This is a genomic window from Segatella baroniae DSM 16972 = JCM 13447, from assembly GCF_000426585.1.
Lineage (GTDB): Bacteria > Bacteroidota > Bacteroidia > Bacteroidales > Bacteroidaceae > Prevotella > Prevotella baroniae.
This window is the reverse complement of the sequence record NZ_AUFQ01000003.1, coordinates 85,334-106,433: the sequence shown is the minus strand read 5'-3', so window position 1 is coordinate 106,433 and position 21,100 is coordinate 85,334. Positions and strand designations below refer to the sequence as shown.

Sequence of the window (21,100 nt, the reverse complement as noted above, 5' to 3'; positions counted from 1 at the left end):
TTCTATAAAAAAAACTAACCTCGAATTTGTGAAATGAGTGTCTGCAACTGACTGTCGTCAGCGATTAAGACATCTCTAGGTTTGCTGCCTTGAGCCGGTCCGACTATGCCATATTGCTCCAACTGGTCCATCAACCGACCTGCCCGGTTGTATCCGATTGAGAAGCGTCGTTGTACCATACTGGTCGAACCTTGCTGCGAAATGACAATCGCGTGGGCAGCTTCCTCAAAATACGGATCCAAAGAATGGGAATCCATACCTGCTCCTTGTCCTCCTCCAGAGAAGTTGCCTTGCTCGTCGGTAGCCGGCTCCGGCAATTCCAGCGGCTCGATAGGTCCGGGCTGGTCTGCAATGAACTCGTTGACGGACTCAATCTCGGGCGTGTCAACAAAGGCGCATTGTACGCGGACAGGGTCTCCACCTCCCAAGAACAGCATGTCTCCCTTGCCTACGAGCTGGTCGGCACCCTTTTTGTCCAAGATTGTCCGAGAGTCTATAACGGATGTCACTCGGAAGGCGATACGTCCTGGGAAATTGGCTTTGATGTTACCCGTGATGATCTTTGTCGTCGGACGCTGGGTCGCGATGACCATGTGGATTCCCACCGCACGAGCCAATTGGGCGATTCTGGCAATCGGCTGTTCTATCTCTTTGCCCGCTGTCATAATCAAGTCGCCGAACTCATCTATGATGACGACGATGTAAGGCATGTATTCATGCCCCTTTGTCAAATCGAGACGATGGTTCAAGAATTTATGATTATATTCTTCTATCTTCTTGACGCCGGCCATCTTGAGGAGGTCATAACGATGATCCATGAGTTTGCAGAGCGAACTTAAAGTCCTCACGACCTTGCTCACATCGGTAATGATTGGCTCTTCTTCATTTTCGGGCAGGCTCGCCATGAAGTGAGGAGCTATCTTGTTGTAGATGGAAAACTCCACTTTCTTCGGGTCAACGAGCACAAACTTCAGTTCATTGGGGTGCTTCTTATAGAGCAAAGAGGTAATTATTGCATTCAAGCCGACGGACTTTCCCTGGCCCGTTGCACCGGCGACAAGCAAGTGGGGAAGTTTATGAAGGTCGAACATAAACACCTCGTTTGAAATAGTCTTGCCTATTGCTACCGGCAGTTCCATCTTGCTTTCCTGGAACTTCTTTGAATTAAGGCAGCTCTCCATTGATACTATCTGTGGCTTTTTATTGGGGACTTCTATGCCGATGGTGCCCTTTCCCGGGATAGGAGCTATGATACGGATTCCCAACGCGGAAAGATTCAGTGCGATATCATCTTCCAATCCTCTGATTTTACTGACCCTGACACCCTCTGCCGGAGTGATTTCATACAGGGTGATGGTAGGCCCTACTGTCGCGTTAATCTTGCTGATACTGACTCCAAAGCTGTTGAGTACTTCTATGATTCGTTGGTTATTAGCCTTGATTTCATCCATGTCTATGACCGGACTATCGGCGTCATTGTACTTTTTTAGCAGTGTCAAAGCCGGTTTCTTATACTTTGTATAGGGTTCGAGTGGATTGATCGGAGTGCTTAAAATCTCCTCTATCGTTTTCTCACTGGCAGCAGCTTCCTTAGGAGCAGCCTCTACCGTCAGTTCAGAAGTTTCTCCTGCAACCTTTTCCTTTGTCTCTACAACAGGTTGCACCGGTTGTTTAGGTGCCTCCATGATAATGTTGGACAAGTCAACTATCGGCGAAGGAACATCGCTTGGAATCTCTTCCAACTTCGTTTCGTTAACGAGGCTTTCCACATCTTCGTCCCCCTCTCCGCCATCTTCTGACGACTCTTTGTCCTCTTTCAAACCGGTTTGGTGTTTTGCCTCCACATCATCTGCTGCGTGCTGTATATTTGTCACGGTAAAGTGCACTTTACTTGTCAAATATTTCACGGGATTCAGCGCTTTGCGTATGACATTGATAGTTTCCGCACTCAGATAAGTGAGGAAAGCCAGTGCAACAAACAGCAAAACACCTGTAAGTCCAGGAGGGCCTATGAGGTTTTCAAGCTGCTGCACACAGAACAAACCATGATTTCCTCCAGGATTGAAGACCAGGTCGCCCATCATCGGCGTAAGGAACTTTGCAAAAGTGACAGAACTCCAAATCATCACCAGCATGGTTCCGAAAAACCAAGATAATAGATTCACTTTATATACTTTCATCATTTTCAATGAGACAAGTATCATAAAGGCGGGAATCATGAATGCAGGCAGGCCAAAATTAACTGTTATCAGGTAATATGACAAGATTGCGCCCAACGAGCCGCAATAGTTCGTAAAGATTTTCTCTGTATTGATCCATTCACCCGGACGCATGTCTTCCAATATACTTTGGTCAGCTTGCCCTGACGTAAAATAGGAAACCATTGCTATAATGAAGTAAATGGATATTATAAGGAGGATTACGCCAAAGAGGAAATCCGTCTTTTCATTGCTGATAATATTCTGGAAGCCGACTGCTTGGCCTAAGTTTTTAGGTTTACGGTCAGTTTTTTTTCTTGCCATCTTTGCTCGAAATTATTAGTCTAATCATCGAATCAAGCACTTTTGTACTTAATTCAATATAAACACACATGTAATTAACTGCAAAAATAGTGGAAAAAAGTAAGAAGACGCCACAAATCGATAACTTTTTTCTAATTTTGCAGTTCATTAGAGATGTGCAATGAAAAGGATTATATATAGCAGATTTGACAAAAAACTAATTCCGGATTTACCGCAGGTTCTCTTTCCTGGAAGGATTATTTCTGTCATAACAGAGAGCGAAGCAGATAAGGCCGTGGCGTATTTGTTGAGTTGCGACATCTTGGGTGTAGATACAGAGACGAAGCCAACCTTCCGAAAAGGGCAAAACCATCGGGTCTCTTTATTGCAAGTTGCCAGTAAAGACACTTGTTTTCTCTTCCGACTCAACAAAACAGGCATTACAGACTCTATCAAGAAACTTCTTGAAAACAAGCAAGTTCCTATGATAGGGCTATCTTGGCACGACGACCTCCTTTCGTTGCATAAACGGCGTGAATTTACACCTGGATATTTCATTGACTTACAGGATATTGTTGGAGAATTGGGAATAAAAGACCTCAGTCTACAGAAAATCTACGCCAACATCTTTCACCAAAAAATCAGCAAGCGTCAACGCCTTACGAATTGGGAGGCGGACATACTCAATGACAAACAAAAAGAATATGCTGCAACAGACGCTTGGACTTGCATCAACTTATATGAAGAAATCAAACAGCTCCTGTCAACAGGTGATTATGATTTGATAGTTTCGGAAGAACCGGCCATTTCTACAAATGACTGACAATCCTGTCTAAACGTAAACAACATTATATAGCCTACCTACATTACCATCATATCGAAGACATATATGACTACATACAAGAATATTTATTTGAAACGAGGGAAGGAAGAGAGCTTGAAGAGATTCCATCCTTGGGTGTTTTCCGGTGCCATCCAGCACATGGATGAAGGGATTCAGGAGGGTGAAGTCGTTAATGTCTTGACCAGTTCGAATGAATTTATAGCTCTTGGTCATTATCAAATAGGTTCCATCTCCGTGCGGGTTTTATCTTTTGACGATATTGTCATTGACAATGCTTTTTGGGAAAGCCGAATCCAAAGTGCGTTAACAGCCCGGCTGGCTATCAATGTAGCAGATAATCCAACTAACAATACATATCGGCTCGTTCATGGAGAAGGGGACAATCTCCCGGGACTAATCATTGATTGCTATGGCGAGACAGCCGTGATGCAGGCCCATAGCGTGGGAATGCACGTAGAGCGTGACGCAATCAGCAAAGCCTTGCTGAGCGTTATGGGCGATCGCATCAAGAACATATATTACAAAAGTGAAACAACACTGCCTTTTAAGGCTGATTTACACCAACAAAATGGTTTCATCTATGGGGCGACAGCCAATGACTTGGCAATTGAAAATGGCTTGAAATTCCATGTAGATTGGCTTCGTGGTCAAAAGACAGGCTTTTTTGTAGACCAACGTGAGAATCGTTCCCTTTTGGAAAATTATGCAAAAGGGAAGAGTGTGCTCAATATGTTTTGCTATACAGGTGGTTTTTCTGTTTACGCAATGCGTGGCGGCGCCAAATTAGTTCACTCGGTGGACAGTTCCGCAAAAGCCATAGAGCTGACCAATGAGAATGTTTCTTTGAATTTCGGTGATGATTCCAGGCATGAAGCTTTCTGCGAGGATGCTTTTAAATATTTAGATGCACACAACAATAAATACGATTTGATAGTGCTTGACCCTCCGGCATTCGCCAAGCACAGAGCTGCGCTTCACAATGCGTTGAAAGGTTATACAAGATTAAATGTCAAAGGCTTGCAGAAAATCAAGAAGGGGGGGGTGTTGTTTACGTTCAGCTGTTCTCAAGTCGTCACAAAAGAGAATTTCCGTAATGCAGTTTTTACAGCAGCCGCACAAGCTGGAAGAAAGGTGAGGATTTTGCATCAACTTCACCAACCGGCAGACCACCCTGTCAATATCTATCATCCTGAAGGTGAATACCTGAAGGGGTTGGTTTTATACGTCGAATAGCTTGAGTCTATTTAGTGTCGATGAAAGGTTTAAAAGAACAAGTTCGTCAGTTTATAGTTGCCAATCAGTTGCTGGGCAAGAATCAGAAATATTTGGTAGCGTTGAGTGGTGGGGCGGACAGTGTATGCCTTTTGAATCTCTGTTTGGAGTTGGGGTATGACATCGAAGCTGTTCATTGTAATTTCCATCTCCGCGGCAAAGAGTCGGATCGTGACGAGCTGTTCTGTGAAACATTATGTAAAGATAAAAATATCCCATTTCACCGTGCCCATTTTAATACGAAAGCGTATGCGGCACTACATAAGGTCAGCATTGAAATGGCTGCTCGCGAATTGCGGTATTCCTATTTTGAGCAATTACGAAAAGACATCAATGCTTCGGCAATCCTTGTGGCACACCATCTGGATGATGTCGTTGAAACCGTATTGATCAATCTTGTCAGAGGAACCGGTATCCATGGTCTTCAAGGAATCAAAGCCAGACAACACCACATTGTCAGACCATTGCTTGAAGTCAGTCGTTGTGACATATTGGCTTATCTCGATACAATCCGTCAAGATTATGTGACGGATAGTTCGAATATGGTAGACGATGTACAAAGAAACAAACTGCGTCTAAACATCATTCCGCTTTTAAAGAATTTCAATCCTGCAGCCTCTAAAAACATTGCAAAAACGGCAAAACGCATAAGCATGGCCGCACAAATATTTGATGAAGCCATTGAATGTAAGATGGCAAAGGTCGTAACTCGGAGCAATAAGGAAGAAACACGTCTTTCCATTCAGGCATTGAAGCAAGATATAGCGCCAGAATATTTACTGTTTGAAGTCTTGCGAACGAAAAGTTTCTCGCCCAATCAGGTGGAACAGATTGCATTGAACCTTGAGGCTTCTCCAGGAGCGCGATGGGAATCGGCCACTCACGTCTTGTTGATCGACCGGGAGGAAATAGTCATTCAGCCACGCAAGAAAGAACAAGGGCACGATTTGAGAATACCGGACGTCGGCAACTATATATTTGACGAAGTGCGAAGGTTCAAGTTCGCAATCTTTCCGAAGCCTGTGGACTTTATTCCGAGCAAAGACAATGATGTAGTTACACTTGATGCGGACAAAGTCCAATTTCCATTGACTATACGGCATGCCCAAACGGGGGATAAATTCTTTCCCTTTGGAATGAAGGGAAGCAAATTGATCAGTGATTATCTGACGGATTTGAAATTGAATTGTTTTGAAAAACAAAGCCAATTAATCATTGTCGATGCAGCCGGTAAGGTTATATACATTGTCGGCAAAAGGGTGGACGATCGTTGCCGGATTTCGCAGGACACTGCCAATATCTTAAGAATTAAGTTCCATACGGAATGACATGAATAATAAATAAAGCCATATCTAAAGTTGCTTACTAAGATATGGCTTTATATTAAATAGGTATAATCTCCACTATATATCAATAGCTTCGAGCAATGATGACACGGCATTTGGCAGGTTTTCCACTCACCATGTCTATGCCGGGAGTTTGCTCGTAAGCAAATGGAACGCAACGAATTGTGGCTTGCGTATCCTCTTTGATTTTCGCTTCAGTTTCTTCCGTTCCATCCCAGTGGCACAGGAAGAAGCCGCCGTCTTTCACACGCTGTTTGAACTCTTCGTAATTCTCGCATTCGTAGACATGCTCGTCGCGATATTTCCTTGCCTTTTCAAAGATATTTTGCTGAATGTCCTCCAACAAGGCCTGGACGCGCTCTACGATTCCGTCAAAACTTACACTTTCTTTCTCAAGTGTATCACGACGCATAACCTCTATCGTGTTGTTGTCCAAATCTCGCCCTCCCATGACCAGACGAACAGGCACGCCTTTCAACTCATAATCGGCAAACTTAAATCCAGGCCTCTTGTTGTCGGAATCGTCATACTTTACAGTGACACCTGACTCACGCAATTTTTCAATTACCGGGGTTAGCTTTTCCGTAAGTGCCGCATGCTGGTCTTCACCTTTGTAGATTGGAACGATGACCACTTGGATAGGAGCAAGTCTTGGCGGCAGCACAAGTCCGTTGTCATCGGAGTGAGTCATAATCAGAGCTCCCATCAGTCGGGTTGAGATTCCCCATGAAGTAGCCCATACATATTCCGGCTTGTTTTCCTTATTCAGGAATGTAACATCAAAACTCTTGGCAAAGTTTTGTCCTAAGAAGTGGCTCGTGCCACTCTGCAATGCCTTACCATCTTGCATCATCGCCTCTATCGTATAAGTATCCAGGGCACCCGCAAAGCGCTCCGTCTCACTTTTCACGCCTTGCAAGACGGGTACACCCATCCATTTTTCAGCAAATTCGGCATACACTTTCAACATTTTCTGAGCTTCAGTTTCAGCCTCTTCCCGTGTTGCATGGGCGGTATGACCTTCTTGCCACAAGAATTCCGATGTTCTAAGGAAAGGGCGTGTCCTCATTTCCCAGCGCATCACGTTACACCACTGATTACACATGATGGGAAGGTCTCTCCAAGAATGTATCCAACCTTTATATGTGTTCCATATAATAGTTTCGGATGTAGGACGAATAATCAATTCTTCCTCCAGTTTTGCAGCAGGATCGACAACCACTCCGTTGCCATCTTCACTCGTTTTCAAGCGATAATGCGTAACCACTGCGCATTCTTTTGCAAAACCTTTCACGTGTTCAGCTTCCCTGCTGAGGAAACTCTTGGGGATAAGCAATGGAAAATAAGCGTTCTGCACACCTGTAGCTTTGAACATTTTGTCCAATTGGTCTCTCATCTTTTCCCATATAGCGAAACCATATGGCTTTATCACCATGCAGCCACGAACAGGCGATTGTTCGGCCAGGTCTGCTTTCACAACCAGATCGTTGTACCATTGGCTGTAATTCTCTGCTCTTTTGGTCAAATCTTTAAGTTCTTTTGCCATTTATCTATACTTTATTATAATATGTATTCAATATAAGCAAACAGCTCATCACATACGGATGGAATCCTACAACAAAAGAATAGGGAAATCCCTACAAGCCATTAGGATTTTATCCTCTGAATCTCAAGCTCTTTGCAATACCTTTGCAGCAAATTCAATGCTTGCAAAATTACATAAAAAAGTTGACAAACTTGTGGTGTTGCTGAAAAAAACGATTACCTTTGCAGCCAAACTGATTTTTATTTAACATTAATATAAGCATAAAACAATTAGAGATTATGAAGAAGTTTAAAGTGATGACATTAGGCATGTGTATGTTGGTAGTATGCAGCTGTGCAACCAAGCAGGGTACCGGCGCTTTGATTGGAGCCGGTGGAGGTGCCCTCTTAGGTGGTATTATCGGAAAGATTGCAGGCAACACTGCCGTGGGAGCCGCCATCGGCACCGCAGTGGGTACAGGAGCTGGTGCCATTATCGGAAGACACATGGACAAAGTGGCTGCAGAGACCGCTGCACAGGTGCAAAACGCGAAAGTGGAGGAGGTGACTGACGCCAACGGACTTAAAGCGGTAAAGGTCACATTTGACAGTGGAATTTTGTTTGCAACGAACAAAGCAACTTTGAACTCAACCAGCAAGGCCGAGTTGGCTAAGTTCTCTACGGTTTTGAAGAACAACAACCAATGCTATATTGACATTTACGGCCACACCGACACAACAGGAAATGATGGTATCAACATTCCCTTGAGCAACAGTCGTGCTCAAAGCGTAGCTTCTTATTTGAAAAGTTGCGGCGTTAGCGCAAGCCAGCTTCAGAATGTCAATGGAAAAGGTAGCTCGGAACCTGTTGCCGACAACGCAAGTGCTGCCGGCCGCCAGCAGAATCGTCGTGTAGAGGTATTCCTCTATGCAAGTCAGGCCATGGTTGACGCTGCCAACAGTGGCACGCTTAAATAATGATATTTAGATTATTCGTCGAATGGTCATCGCTAAAGATTTAGCGATGACCATTCTTGTATGCAAAGAAATACGCTAAATATTTCAGAATGATGCTCCATACAGTTTGGAAAGTTTGCAGATGGGCGGTCGGGTTGTTTGTCGCGACATCCATTTTAGGTGTTGTCTTGTTTAAATTCCTACCTGTTTATGTCACGCCGTTAATGCTCTTGCGCTGTTTTCAGCAAGTCGGAGACGGCCAAAGCATTCAGTTGCACCATCACTGGATACCCATGGAGAAGATCTCTCCCAGCATGCCCGTAGCTGTCATGGCCAGCGAAGACACCCGCTTTCTATTGCATCACGGCTTTGATTATGACGCGATAGAGAAAGCTGCCCGCCGCAATTTGAAGAGGGGGAAGAAATTTGGTGCCAGCACCATCAGTCAGCAAACTGCAAAAAACGTTTTTCTGTGGCCTGGGCGAAGCTGGATAAGAAAAGGTTTTGAAGTGTATTTCACTGCTCTGATTGAACTTATGTGGAGCAAACAGCGCATCATGGAAGTCTATCTGAATTCAATTGAAATGGGAAACGGCATTTATGGTGTTGACGCCTGTGCGGAATATCATTTTGGCAAACAGGCTTCCGAACTGTCCCGGGCCGACTGCGCCCTCATTGCGGCTACGCTGCCCAACCCCAGAAAGTTCAGCAGCAAGAATCCAAGCCCTTACATGAGGAAACGCCAGCGGCAAATTCAAAACAACATGCGCTTCATTCCAAAGTTTCCCAAAGAGGGGGAAGACTACGACCCCAATACAGCGGCAGGAGACGTCTACCACCACTGATCCATTTTCATATTCTCTACAACTTTCACACACAATGAATATATTGGAAGAACTCAACGAGTCACAGCGGGCTGCCGTCGAATACAATGACGGACCATCTCTTGTCATTGCAGGAGCGGGTTCCGGCAAAACGCGTGTGTTGACCTATAAAATCGCCTATCTTCTGCAAAACGGCTATAATCCGTGGGCCATTTTGGCCTTGACCTTTACCAACAAGGCTGCCAATGAGATGAAGGAACGTATCGCCTCCATCGTTGGGTATGACAAGGCACGCTATCTTTATATGGGCACCTTTCATAGTGTTTTCGCACGAATCCTTAGGGGTGAAGCGTCTTGTCTTGGCTTTTCTTCCAATTTCACAATCTATGATGAGTCCGACAGCAGGTCTCTTCTGAAGACCATCGTCAAGGAAATGAAGTTGGATGACAAAGTCTACAAACCGGCAACCGTCCACAAAAAGATTTCATTGGCAAAGAACAGATTGATTCTTCCTGACGACTATGCTCGCAAGACCTCTTTGTTGGAGCAAGACAAACGTGACAACATGCCGCGGTTGACAGACATTTACAACAACTACAACCAACGCTGCCGAAAAGCCAATGCCATGGATTTCGACGACCTCCTTGTTCAAACATACATCTTGTTCAGCCGCCATCAAGAGGTGTGCGAGAAATACGCCCAACGCTTCGACTTCATCTTGGTAGACGAATACCAAGACACGAACTATGTGCAGCAACGTATCGTCTACTTGCTGGCAAAGGAGAAACTGCATATCTGTGCAGTTGGTGACGACTCGCAAAGTATCTATAGTTTTCGTGGGGCGGATATCGACAACATTCTTGGCTTTCAACAACAATTCAAGGGAGCCGAACTTTTCAAGTTGGAACAAAACTATCGTTCCACCCAGAACATTGTAAAAGCAGCCAACAGTCTGATTAAAAAGAACCGGCGCCAGATAGAGAAAGACGTCTTTAGCCGCAATGACATCGGTGACAAACTTCTTTACAAGAGTGCATACAGCGATAAAGAGGAGGCTTCCATCGTTTGCAAATACATCAAGCAGATCAAGCGCCAAGACGCGTGCAAGTATTCGGACTTTGCCGTCCTGTATCGGACAAACTCTCAAAGCAGAAGCTTTGAAGAGGAGATGAGAAAGCAGACGATTCCCTACAAGATATTTGGCGGTCTGAGTTTTTATCAGCGCAAGGAAATAAAAGACATCATTGCATACTACCGGCTGGTGGCCAATCCCAACGACGAGGAGGCTTTCAAAAGAATCATCAATTATCCGGCTCGGGGTATCGGGGACTCCACCATGGCCAAAATAGCAGCCTGCGCAGTCCAAAACGGTGTAAGTTTCTGGGATGTTATTGGCTCTCCCGAGCACTTTAGGTTGGATGTCAACAAAGGGACAGTCGCCAAATTGCAGTCTTTCCGCCTGTTGATAGGAGGTTATCGCGAACGGCTGGATGTGGAAGACGCATTCCTGCTGGGTTCGGACATCATCAAGACGTCGGGTATCAGCAAGGACATTTATGGCGACTCCTCACCGGAAGCGATGGCGCGTCAGGAAAATGTCGACGAGTTTCTTGGTGCCATCCAGAATTTCGTCGAAGAACGGAGGGAGGAAGGTCGCATTGAAGAAGCCGGACTTTCCGAATTCTTGCAGGAGGTCGCCTTGCTTACAGACGTAGAGAGTGATGACGGAATGGGAGGGGACAAGGTCAATCTCATGACGATCCACAGTTCAAAGGGATTGGAGTTTGCGACAGTCTTTGTCGTCGGTATGGAACAGAACATCTTTCCAAGTCCACAGGCTGCCGGCACTTTGCGGGGAATGGAGGAAGAACGCAGGCTTTTGTATGTAGCCATCACAAGGGCGCAGCGCCATTGTATCCTGACAAATGCCCATAACCGTTGGCGTTATGGCAGGACTGAATTTTGCAATCCGAGCTGTTTTCTACAGGAGATTGATTCGAACTATATCATAAGGGAAGAAGAGGAGGCGCGTCCCATTTTTACAAAACGGATGCCGTGGAATCAACCGGGACGTCGTATGGCGTCAGGGGAGATGGGAGAGTCCTACACCAAGCAGGCTCCCAATCTGCCTCCCAGCTTTCGCAGCGTGGGGACGGCGACAGGCAAGCCACAATTGGAAAGTCCTCTTTCAGAAATGAAAACACCACAAGGCATATTGTCTGTAGGGACGGTCATTGAGCACCAGCGGTTCGGCATTGGGACAATCTCAAAGTTGGAAGGTACTGGTGAGAATCAGAAAGCTACAATCGATTTTGAAAATACAGGCAAGAAACAACTGCTTTTGAAGTTTGCTCGCTTTAAAGTCGTCAAATGATGATGTCAAGCGGCTTTATTCCGGCAAGCCGCTGTAAACGCGTATCTTGTTCGCATAATATTGCCACAAGATGGAATAGGGCTTCCGCTCAGGCAACGTGGTTTCTACAGCTTGCCGTTGAATGTTCTCCCTGTCTTTTTCAAATTGAGGAAGCCATTTCTTGAAAGCTCTTCTTGCTTTGAAGATGGCGACAAAGTCTTTGAAATTACGATTGAGAAGCAACGTTTCAAAAGCAGCCAGATAGTCCAGGAACCACCGCGTCCGCAATACGGGCTTTAGTTCCTTTTCTGGCAAATTCTTGTAAAGCATGGTCAGGTTGTTGCGGAAGTTCAGAAAGGTCTTCATCGGATTGCCCTTGGGCAACGTTCCTCCTCCCAAGTGGTAGACCACACTGTCTGTAATGCAATAGATTTTTTTGCCTTGCAGTCGAAGGCGCCAGCAAAAATCTATTTCTTCATTGTGGGCAAAGAAACGGGCGTCCAGTCCGCCTGCCTGCCAATAGTCATTCGACCTGACCATCAGACAGGCCCCCGTGGCCCATAGAATGTTTGCATTCTGGTCGTACTGCCCCCCGTCCGGTTCCACGCTGTCGAAGATTCGGCCACGACAAAACGGATATCCATATTTGTCAAGATATCCCCCGGCCGCTCCGGCATACTCGAACTTGTCAGGCTCGACCATTGACAGGAGCTTGGGCTGACAGGCGGCGACCTCCTCGTGCGCATCCATGAATTCAGCCAAAGGAGTCAGCCAATGATGCGTCACCTTCACGTCCGAGTTTAATAAGATATAGTATTTATACCGACGCAACCGGCTCAAAGCTTTGTTATATCCCTCTGCGAACCCCCAGTTCTTGTCAAACTCGATGATTTCCACCTCGGGGTGTGCTCTGCGCAGGTAGGCCAGCGAATCATCCGTCGACGCGTTGTCTGCCACAACGATGTCTGCCTCATCACGGGAATACATTTCCACGTTCTTGAGATATTCGGACATCATTTTCTGACCGTTCCAATTGAGGATGACGATTACAATATCTTTTTCCATAGCCGCATTATGATTCCAGATGTGATTATGATTCTAAATGAGCTCCGCGATGAGCGCGGACTTGTCGAAATTGAACTTCAAGAGACGCACCTTCAAGAGTTGGTTGTCATACTCTTCCTTCGCTATACCGGCGGGAAGCTCCACGCGAATATAGTTTTTTGTGAATCCTTGCATACGTTTGCCTTTGGCCGCCTTCTCAAACAAGACCTCGGCTTCCTGCCCGATATGCTGTGCATAGAAAGCCTGCGTTTTCTCATCACTCAGTTTCAACAGCCGCTTCGAGCGTAGCTTTTTATCCTTGTCACTCACTACATGAGGAATGGACAAGGCACTGGTTCCGGGGCGTTCCGAATAGGGGAATACGTGCAGCTGCGCAATGGGCAGAGAGGACAGGAAGTCATAGCACTCTTCGAAATATTCCTCTTTCTCGCCCCTACAGCCCACCATCACGTCAACACCGATGAAAGCATGGGGTATTTTCTCCTTTATCAAATGAATCTTGTGGGCAAACAAAGCCTTGTCATAACGCCTGTGCATCAACTTCAACACCTCGTCGCTTCCACTCTGAAGTGGTATATGGAAATGGGGCATGAAAGCTCTTGATGTAGCACAATATTCGATGAGTTCGTCGTCGCAAAGGTCCGGTTCCAAGGAACTGATTCTGAAGCGCTTGATACCTTCGACCTTGTCGAGTGCTTTCACGAGGTCTATGAACTTCTCGTGCGTCGTCTCGCCGAAATCGCCGATGTTCACGCCGGTGATGACAATCTCATTCCCTCCTTCGTCGGCAGCCTGTTGCGCCTGCCCGACAAGGAAATCAATGGGCGGATTCCTGGAAAAGCCGCGGGCGTATGGTATCGTGCAATAAGTGCAAAAATAATTGCAGCCATCCTGCACCTTCAAGAAATAACGAGTACGATTGCCGCGTGAGCAACTGGGCGCAAAGGACTTGATGTCCTTGGTTTTCTTCGAATAATGTCGATGCAGGTGTTCTTCTCCGACCTGGTCGAGAAACGCCTCGTTCAGATACTGGATCAAATTTGCTTTTTCATTGGACCCAAGTACCAAATCCACACCTCCGAACCGGCTTACCGCTTCGGAAGCTAATTGAGCATAACATCCTGTTACAACCACAAATGCCCCTGGATTTTCTCTCGTCATCCGGTGGATGATTTGCCTGCACTTGTGGTCGGCTACCTCCGTGACCGAACAGGTATTGATCAGACAGATGTCGGCCACTTCATCGGATTTGGCCGAGACGACCCCCATGTCCGACAACAAACGTTCGAAAGTGGAGGTCTCCGAAAAGTTCAGTTTGCACCCCAATGTATAATATTTTGCCTTTTTACCTTGAAAAGCAGACGAATCAATCATGTGAAATGTTCCTTTTAAGCGAACAAAGATAATAAAAAAAAGCATTATGCGAGGCAGGCCATGCGATTTTTCTACCTTCTGCGCACGGAATTGCTGCCTATTTCGTGCAGGCCGTTGGCATGGTATTTGCGAAACACAAGATATCAACATAGAAAAGGAGACATCATTATGACTAGTCAATTCTCACCAAGAGTATCGGAAATACTCGCGTTCAGTAGGGAAGAGGCAACTCGGTTGGCCAGCCGCTCCGTAGGACCAGAGCACCTTCTGCTTGGGATGATTCGAGAGAAAAATGGCTTCATCGGAGAGATATTCAACAGATTGAACATCAATCCCCAATCAGTAAAGCATGAACTGGAGGGCAGAGTAAGGGGGGAAGAACCGGAATCCCCTTTCATGACCAGGGAATTGGTTTTGAACGAAAATGCCAGTAATATTTTGAAATCAGCCGTACTCGAAGCTCGTATGCAGCATTCCACGACCGTCGACGTACAGCATTTGTTGCTTGCTATACTTCATGACACGATTGACAATGGAGCAAAGCAAGTGTTGGAACTCAATCACATGGATTACGAAGATATTTTATCATTCTTGCACAAGCCTCAGGAGGCCGTGCAAGACGGCTTGGAACTTCCCGACGAAGAGGAAGAAGAAAGCGAGTTGGACTCAAGCCATCAGGCCAATGGAGGACAGAGCAGGACTTCCACGGCGCAGGCGCGTTCACAGTCGACAGGAAAGACGCCCGTGCTCGACAATTTCTCCACGGATCTCACTCAACTGGCTGCCGAGGGTAAGCTCGACCCAGTTGTCGGACGCGAGAAGGAGATACAGCGCATAACGGAGATTCTGTGTCGACGCAAGAAGAACAACCCCATCCTGATAGGTGAGCCCGGCGTTGGCAAAAGCGCCATCGTGGAAGGATTGGCCCAGCTGATCAGCAGACATCACACAAGCCCAATGCTATTCAACAGGCGCGTCGTGTCGCTGGACATGACCGCCATCGTGGCCGGCACCAAGTACAGAGGACAGTTTGAGGAAAGGATTCGGACGCTGCTCAAAGAGCTTGAACAAAACCCGAACATCATTGTCTTCATCGACGAAATCCACACCCTGATAGGAGCGGGAAGCACCCCGGGGAGCATGGACGCGGCCAACATTATGAAGCCGGCGCTGGCCCGCGGCACCATACAATGTATAGGAGCGACTACGCTTGACGAGTATCGAAACAGCATTGAAAAGGATGGGGCCCTCGAAAGGCGTTTCCAGAAAGTGCTGGTCGAGCCTACATCTCTCAGCGAGACAATCGAGATACTCCACAACATCAAGGAAAGGTACGAACAACATCACCATGTCAGATATGATGATGAGGCACTGGAAGCTTGTGCCAAATTGACAGAACGATACGTCACCGACCGACATTTCCCCGACAAGGCCATAGACGCCATGGACGAGGTGGGGGCGAGATTGCATTTGAAAAATGCGACATTGCCGCCCGACATTGAGGCCAAGGAGAAGGAAATAGAGGAGGTGAAGCAGAAGAAGCACTTGGCTGTCAGGAACCAGAACTTTGAATTGGCAGCCAGCTACAGGGATCGTCAGACGCAGATGGAAGCAGAACTGCGGCTGTTGAATGAACAATGGCTGGCTGGGGACAACGACAACCTGCAACAGGTTACGGCCGACGATGTGGCCGATGTCGTCTCCATGATGACGGGAGTCCCCGTTCAGCGTATGGCGGAGGCGGAAGGCATACGGCTGGTCGGCATGGCCGCCGAACTGAAGCGTGACATCATTGCTCAAGATGCGGCCATCGAGAAAGTGGTGAAAGCCATACAACGCAACAGGGTGGGGCTGAAAGAGCCCAACCATCCCATCGGGGCGTTCATGTTCCTGGGGCCTACCGGCGTGGGAAAGACTTATCTGGCCAAGAAGTTGGCACAGTACATGTTTGGTTCTACCGACGCCCTGATCCGTGTCGACATGAGCGAATATACAGAGAGTTTCAACGTCTCGCGTCTGGTCGGGGCCCCTCCGGGATATGTTGGCTATGAAGAAGGTGGCCAACTGACCGAGAGAGTTCGTCGCCACCCTTATTCCATCGTGCTGCTCGACGAGATTGAGAAGGCACACGGGAATGTGTTCAACCTCTTGTTGCAGGTGTTGGATGAAGGCCGACTGACCGATGGCAACGGACGCCTGGTGGACTTCCGCAATACGGTCATCATCATGACGTCGAACGCGGGCACCCGTCAGTTGAAGGAGTTCGGCCGCGGCATAGGCTTCAACGCCGGTCGGACGAACGGAATCAGCGTAGATGAGAAAGACAAAGCGTATGCCCGCAACGTGATACAGAAGAGCCTGAGTAAGCAGTTTGCGCCCGAGTTCATCAACCGGTTGGATGAAATCATCACATTCGACCAATTGGACATTGCGGCCATCAAGCGGATTGTAGACTTGGAACTGCGGGGCCTTTTCAAGCGCATCGGCGACATGGGCTACTCCATCAGTATCACGGATGACGCCAAGGAGTTTGTGGCAACCAAAGGCTATGACGTCCAGTTTGGCGCGCGACCGCTGAAAAGAGCGATTCAAAACTATATAGAGGACGGTGTATGCGAGCTGATATTGGGCGGAAAGCTCCAGCCTGGCAGCAACATCACGATTGCGACGAATGCCGACAAGACGGCCCTTGCATTCCAATAAAACGGAAAAGCCCCGATGGATTCACCATCAGGGCTTTTCCGTTTTATACCTATTGTCGATTATTTTTCGGAAATCAAATTGTTCAAGAACGCGTCGAGGTCTTCATCCAGGCCGCTCATCAAGTCGCCACCGATGATGACCGTGTCGTCGTCGGCAACGTAAAGTTCGGCGATGTTCTCATTGTCATCATCCTCCAGCACGAAACTGTAAGGCTTCAGAATACCCAATTTGTCAATCTGGCCATCGCGGGCGGCGAGCAACTTGCGAAGAATGTCCGTCACTTGACAATAGAACTGCTCGTCTTTATTGTCTATCCACTGTTCTACGACACACCGCGTGATTTCTTCTTCATCATCGTTGAACGCCTTCATTTCACCCGAATCCTGATTGACCTGTAGGTGAATGTCGGTCAAGACGCAATCTTCTTCGCTGACATGAGGATACTTCTGGAAAATCTTGTTGATGAATCTGTCAATCTGTTGGATGGTCTGTTCTGAGGTGTTCATAGAATGATTTTTTTTAATTTTCTTGCAGAGAGGTCTTCGATGGGCAGCCGTCGGCGGGCGTGTCCGCACAGGTTCCGCCTCCATGCTTATGCTTGCAAAGATATACTATTTTTCGCTGAAAAGCCTGGTTCGGTCTTTTTTTTTCTGATATTTCGTTCTTTTGTGGATTAATAACACTGTCGAGAGAGCTGCTTCTGCCAATTCCGCTACCTTTGTGGGCAAAATATCGGACTATGCGCAAAGTATTCCACATCCTCGTTTTATGTGCTTTCCCGTCGCTTTCGCTCGTCGCCCAGTCGCGGCAAGCGCTTCGCGACTCTCTTGCCAAGGCCACGGATGTCTTGGCCTATCACCCTGACAGCATTGATTTGAGGCTGAAAAAAACGGCCTGGAACATACAGTTGGAGCAATGGAACTACGCAAAAGACGACCTTGACAAGGTGTTGTTCTCTGAACCGACCAACATCGCCGGACTATACTACAGGGCTTTCGTGAACGAAAAGCTGGGCCGACTGAACTTCGCCAGGCTGGACTACGAGCGCCTGCTCATGCTCGTGCCTGGCAATTTCGAAGGCCAGTTGGGCTTGGCTTTGCTCAACCAAAAGGCGAAACACTACACGGAAGCCATGGACAGGATGAACGGTCTGGTGAGCCAATATCCCGACAGTGCGGTGGCTTATGCGGCGCGGGGCGGCATGGAGAAGGAGAGGGGAATGCTGGAGCTGGCCATTTACGACTTTTCGGAAGCTCTCCGCCGCGACCCTTCCAACACGGATTACCTGCTGAACAGGGCTGACCTGCTCATCACGGCCAAGCGCACGGACGCAGCTTTGCAGGACTTGAACAGATTGACGGCACTGGGGATTAATCGAAATGCGCTGAAAGAGCTGTTCAAACGAATAAAAAAAAGGTAAAAAGATAAAAAAGTAAAAGGGTAAAAAGGTAAAAGGGGGAATGGGCAAGGCGCAAAGTCTGAAGCTGTTTGTTACCCCGATTGTTCGTTGTCGTGGGCGATATTGGCGCCCGACTGGGCGGAATCATCTGGAAAGCAAAACGGTCGGTCCGCAATCGCTATCCTTTAAAGACTCGGAAGCGGCCTTTTTAGCCGCTGAAAGCATAGCTTTGACATGATGAAAGGACTGCTCTTGCAAAGTGAAAGCAGTGCTTTCAGTGGCAGGCGGCAGCCCTTTTCCAACGCGGCAGCCATGCGGTCACGAGCCCATGACAGGCTGTTTGCTGCGTAAAAGTACATGTTATTTCATCATACATTTTGCCACCTGCGAGAAAAGTCGTATTTTTGCATCGTTTTTGTGAACATATAATACAAGAATCATATATGAATATTTCTTACAAGTGGCTGAAAGAATATGTAGACTTCGACCTCACTCCGCAGCAAACGGCCGACGCGCTGACTTCGTGCGGACTTGAAGTTGGAGCTTTGGAGGAAGTTCAAAGCGTCAAAGGCGGCCTCAAGGGCCTTTACGTTGGAAAGGTGTTGACCTGTGAACCTCACCCAAATTCCGATCACCTGCACGTGACGACGGTTGACTTGGGCCGTGGAGAAGCGCAACAAATCGTCTGCGGGGCTCCGAATGTCGCCGCCGGACAGAAGGTGATTGTAGCCGACCTGGGCTGCGTGCTGTATGACGGCGACGAAAGTTTCACGATAAAGAAGAGCAAATTGCGTGGAGTAGACAGCTTTGGCATGATTTGCGCGGAAGACGAAATCGGTGTCGGCACCAGCCACGATGGCATCATCGTCCTGCCGGACGACGCTGTCGTAGGAACACCGGCCGCCGAATACTATCATTTGGAAAGCGACTGGGTGATGGAAATAGACATCACGGCCAATCGTGCCGATGCGTTGAGCCACTACGGCGTGGCCCGCGACCTGTATGCGTGGCTCAAGCAAAACGGCTACACGACGAGCCTGCACCGGCCTGACTGCTCGGCCTTCGCCGTAGACGACAACGACCTGCCCATCGACGTGACCATCGAGAATACGGAAGCCTGCAAGCGCTACGCCTGCGTCAGCTTGACCGGCTGCGAAGTGAAAGAAAGTCCGGAATGGCTCCAGAACAAACTTCGCGTCATCGGCCTGCGGCCCATCAACAACATCGTGGACATCACCAACTACATCATGATGGCCTATGGTCAGCCCATGCACTGTTTCGACGCCGACATGGTGGAAGGCCACAAGATTGTCGTGAGAACACAACCGGAAGGCACGAAATTCGTCACGCTGGACGGCGAAGAACACGAGTTGGGGCTGCATGATTTGAGTATCTGCAATGCCGAAGCACCCATGTGCATCGCCGGCGTGTTCGGCGGAAAGGGTAGCGGCACCTATGAAACGACACGGAACGTGGTCTTGGAGAGCGCTTATTTCCACCCCACATGGATTCGGAAAAGCGCACGCCGCCACGGACTTTCCACCGATTCGTCGTTCAGGTTTGAACGCGGAATCGACCCCAATGGGCAGGTTTACGCGCTGAAGCAGGCCGCCATCCTGTGCAAAGAGCTGGCCGGAGGTAAAGTCAGCATGGAGATAAAGGATGTATATCCCTCTAAATTAGAAGATTTTGCCGTGTCGTTGAAGTATGACTACGTCCACACGTTGATAGGCAAGGAGATTGGCCATGAGACAATCAAGAACATCGTGACCAGCCTGGAGATGAAAATCGTCTCAGAATCGGAAGCGGGACTCGAACTGTTGGTGCCGGCTTACAGAGTGGATGTTCAGCGGCCGTGCGATGTCGTGGAGGACATACTCCGCATCTATGGTTATAATAATGTGGAGATTCCCACGCAACTGAAAAGTTCGTTGACCGTGCAGGGTGACGAGGACAGGCTGTACAAACTCCACAACATCATCAGCGAACAGCTTGTCGGCTGCGGCTTCAATGAAATTCTGAACAATTCGCTGTCAAAATTGTCATATTACGCGGCGCAGGAACTCAACGCATACCCTGAATCTTCAACGGTGAAGGTGATGAATCCGCTGAGCGCCGACCTGGGCGTCATGCGCCAGACGATACTCTTTGGTGGCTTGGAGAGCATTGTGCGCAACGCAAACCGCAAGAATCCGAACCTGAAATTCTTTGAGTTTGGCAACACCTACGCCTTCCATCAAGACAAGCGGACGGAGGATTCACCCATCAGAGCATACAGGCAGAACCAACATCTCGGACTTTGGGTCACCGGCAAGCGTGTCTCTGGAAGCTGGGCTCACCCGGATGAAGACAGTAGTTTCTATGAGCTGAAGGCATACGTGCAAAATGTCTTTCTGCGAGTAGGCCTCTCTGCCGAAAAGCTTGTCGTGAAAGAGAGCGGCAACAACATCTTCTCCAAGGCGATTGCATACGAAACCAGAAACGGGCGCGTCATCGCCGAGGCGGGCATTCTGGCCCAGACTGTCCGCAAGGCATTCGACATTGCCAACGAAGTGTTCTTCGCCGACATCGACTGGACGGCACTGACAAAGGCGGCAAGCAAGCAGGAAGTGGTGTTCTCGGAAGTGGGCAAATTCCCATCTGTCAGCCGCGACTTGGCACTGCTCATTGACAAGAGCGTCTCTTTCAAGCAGATAGAGGATATAGCCAAACAAACTGAAAAGAAACTGTTGAAGCAGGTTGAACTCTTTGACGTGTACGAAGGCAAGAATCTGCCGGCCGGAAAGAAGAGCTATGCCGTGAACTTCATTCTTCAGGATGATGAAAAGACCTTGAACGAAAAGCAGATCGAGGCCATCATGAAGAAACTCATCGCCAATCTTACGGGCAAACTGGATGCGCAACTCCGCTGATGGGCAGACTATAACTATTGTAATAT

The 21,100-nt window shown here is 47.8% G+C and carries 15 protein-coding genes; 10 read left to right on the top strand and 5 right to left on the bottom strand.

Annotated features, from left to right (window positions below; genetic code table 11):
* Positions 1-14: 14 nt before the first annotated feature.
* Positions 15-2,522: an FtsK/SpoIIIE family DNA translocase gene (locus K334_RS0103500; protein WP_027444521.1), complete on the bottom strand. Its 2,508-nt coding sequence runs from the start codon at positions 2,520-2,522 to the stop codon at positions 15-17.
* 160 nt (positions 2,523-2,682) lie between these two features.
* On the opposite strand from K334_RS0103500, the gene K334_RS0103495 reads away from it, so the two are divergent.
* The 3 genes from K334_RS0103495 (at position 2,683) to tilS (ending at position 5,945) form a co-directional block, all read left to right on the top strand.
* The gene (locus tag K334_RS0103495; RefSeq protein WP_025880810.1) at positions 2,683-3,324 is read left to right on the top strand and encodes a 3'-5' exonuclease; all 642 of its coding nucleotides are present in this window, start codon (positions 2,683-2,685) and stop codon (positions 3,322-3,324) included.
* A 66-nt stretch (positions 3,325-3,390) separates the two neighbouring features.
* Positions 3,391-4,578 (top strand): class I SAM-dependent rRNA methyltransferase, encoded by a 1,188-nt coding sequence (locus K334_RS0103490; protein WP_025880811.1) that lies wholly within the window; start codon positions 3,391-3,393, stop codon positions 4,576-4,578.
* Between the two features lie 20 nt (positions 4,579-4,598).
* Entirely contained in the window at positions 4,599-5,945 is a 1,347-nt protein-coding gene (gene tilS, locus K334_RS0103485) for a tRNA lysidine(34) synthetase TilS (RefSeq protein ID WP_025880812.1), read from the top strand.
* Positions 5,946-6,027: 82 nt separating this feature from the next.
* Here tilS and proS read toward each other — a convergent pair whose 3' ends face one another.
* On the bottom strand, positions 6,028-7,509 hold the full coding sequence (gene proS / locus K334_RS0103480) for a proline--tRNA ligase (RefSeq protein WP_025880813.1): 1,482 nt from the start codon (positions 7,507-7,509) through the stop codon (positions 6,028-6,030).
* 58 nt (positions 7,510-7,567) lie between these two features.
* Here proS and K334_RS14735 point away from each other — a divergent pair, with 58 nt between their 5' ends.
* From K334_RS14735 to K334_RS0103460, 4 genes are all read left to right on the top strand, one after another.
* Positions 7,568-7,756, top strand: a complete 189-nt coding sequence (locus K334_RS14735) for a hypothetical protein (RefSeq protein ID WP_154655543.1) — start codon at positions 7,568-7,570, stop codon at positions 7,754-7,756.
* Between the two features lie 31 nt (positions 7,757-7,787).
* On the top strand, positions 7,788-8,465 hold the full coding sequence (locus K334_RS0103470; RefSeq protein WP_025880814.1) for a YiaD family glycine zipper/OmpA-like lipoprotein: 678 nt from the start codon (positions 7,788-7,790) through the stop codon (positions 8,463-8,465).
* An 89-nt stretch (positions 8,466-8,554) separates the two neighbouring features.
* Positions 8,555-9,289 carry a monofunctional biosynthetic peptidoglycan transglycosylase gene (mtgA, locus tag K334_RS0103465; RefSeq protein ID WP_373277785.1) on the top strand — a complete coding sequence of 245 codons (735 nt, stop codon included), beginning with the start codon at positions 8,555-8,557 and terminating at the stop codon, positions 9,287-9,289.
* Between the two features lie 34 nt (positions 9,290-9,323).
* A complete protein-coding gene (locus K334_RS0103460) occupies positions 9,324-11,642 on the top strand; it encodes an ATP-dependent helicase (RefSeq protein ID WP_025880817.1) in 2,319 nt (772 codons plus the stop codon).
* A 15-nt stretch (positions 11,643-11,657) separates the two neighbouring features.
* Here K334_RS0103460 and K334_RS0103455 read toward each other — a convergent pair whose 3' ends face one another.
* Together K334_RS0103455 and mtaB are read right to left on the bottom strand one after the other, a co-directional pair.
* A complete protein-coding gene (locus tag K334_RS0103455; RefSeq protein WP_025880819.1) occupies positions 11,658-12,686 on the bottom strand; it encodes a glycosyltransferase family 2 protein in 1,029 nt (342 codons plus the stop codon).
* A 33-nt stretch (positions 12,687-12,719) separates the two neighbouring features.
* Positions 12,720-14,060, bottom strand: coding sequence for a tRNA (N(6)-L-threonylcarbamoyladenosine(37)-C(2))-methylthiotransferase MtaB (gene mtaB / locus K334_RS0103450; RefSeq protein WP_025880820.1), 1,341 nt, complete (start codon positions 14,058-14,060; stop codon positions 12,720-12,722).
* A gap of 168 nt (positions 14,061-14,228) precedes the next feature.
* Here mtaB and K334_RS0103445 point away from each other — a divergent pair, with 168 nt between their 5' ends.
* Entirely contained in the window at positions 14,229-16,763 is a 2,535-nt protein-coding gene (locus K334_RS0103445; RefSeq protein WP_027444520.1) for an ATP-dependent Clp protease ATP-binding subunit, read from the top strand.
* Between the two features lie 59 nt (positions 16,764-16,822).
* Here the strand turns inward: K334_RS0103445 and K334_RS0103440 are convergent, their stop codons facing one another.
* A complete protein-coding gene (locus K334_RS0103440; RefSeq protein ID WP_021589469.1) occupies positions 16,823-17,269 on the bottom strand; it encodes a hypothetical protein in 447 nt (148 codons plus the stop codon).
* Between the two features lie 233 nt (positions 17,270-17,502).
* Here K334_RS0103440 and K334_RS0103435 point away from each other — a divergent pair, with 233 nt between their 5' ends.
* Together K334_RS0103435 and pheT are read left to right on the top strand one after the other, a co-directional pair.
* Positions 17,503-18,183 carry a tetratricopeptide repeat protein gene (locus K334_RS0103435; RefSeq protein WP_025880823.1) on the top strand — a complete coding sequence of 227 codons (681 nt, stop codon included), beginning with the start codon at positions 17,503-17,505 and terminating at the stop codon, positions 18,181-18,183.
* Between the two features lie 422 nt (positions 18,184-18,605).
* The gene (gene pheT / locus K334_RS0103430; RefSeq protein WP_027444519.1) at positions 18,606-21,074 is read left to right on the top strand and encodes a phenylalanine--tRNA ligase subunit beta; all 2,469 of its coding nucleotides are present in this window, start codon (positions 18,606-18,608) and stop codon (positions 21,072-21,074) included.
* The last annotated feature ends 26 nt before the right edge of the window (positions 21,075-21,100 follow it).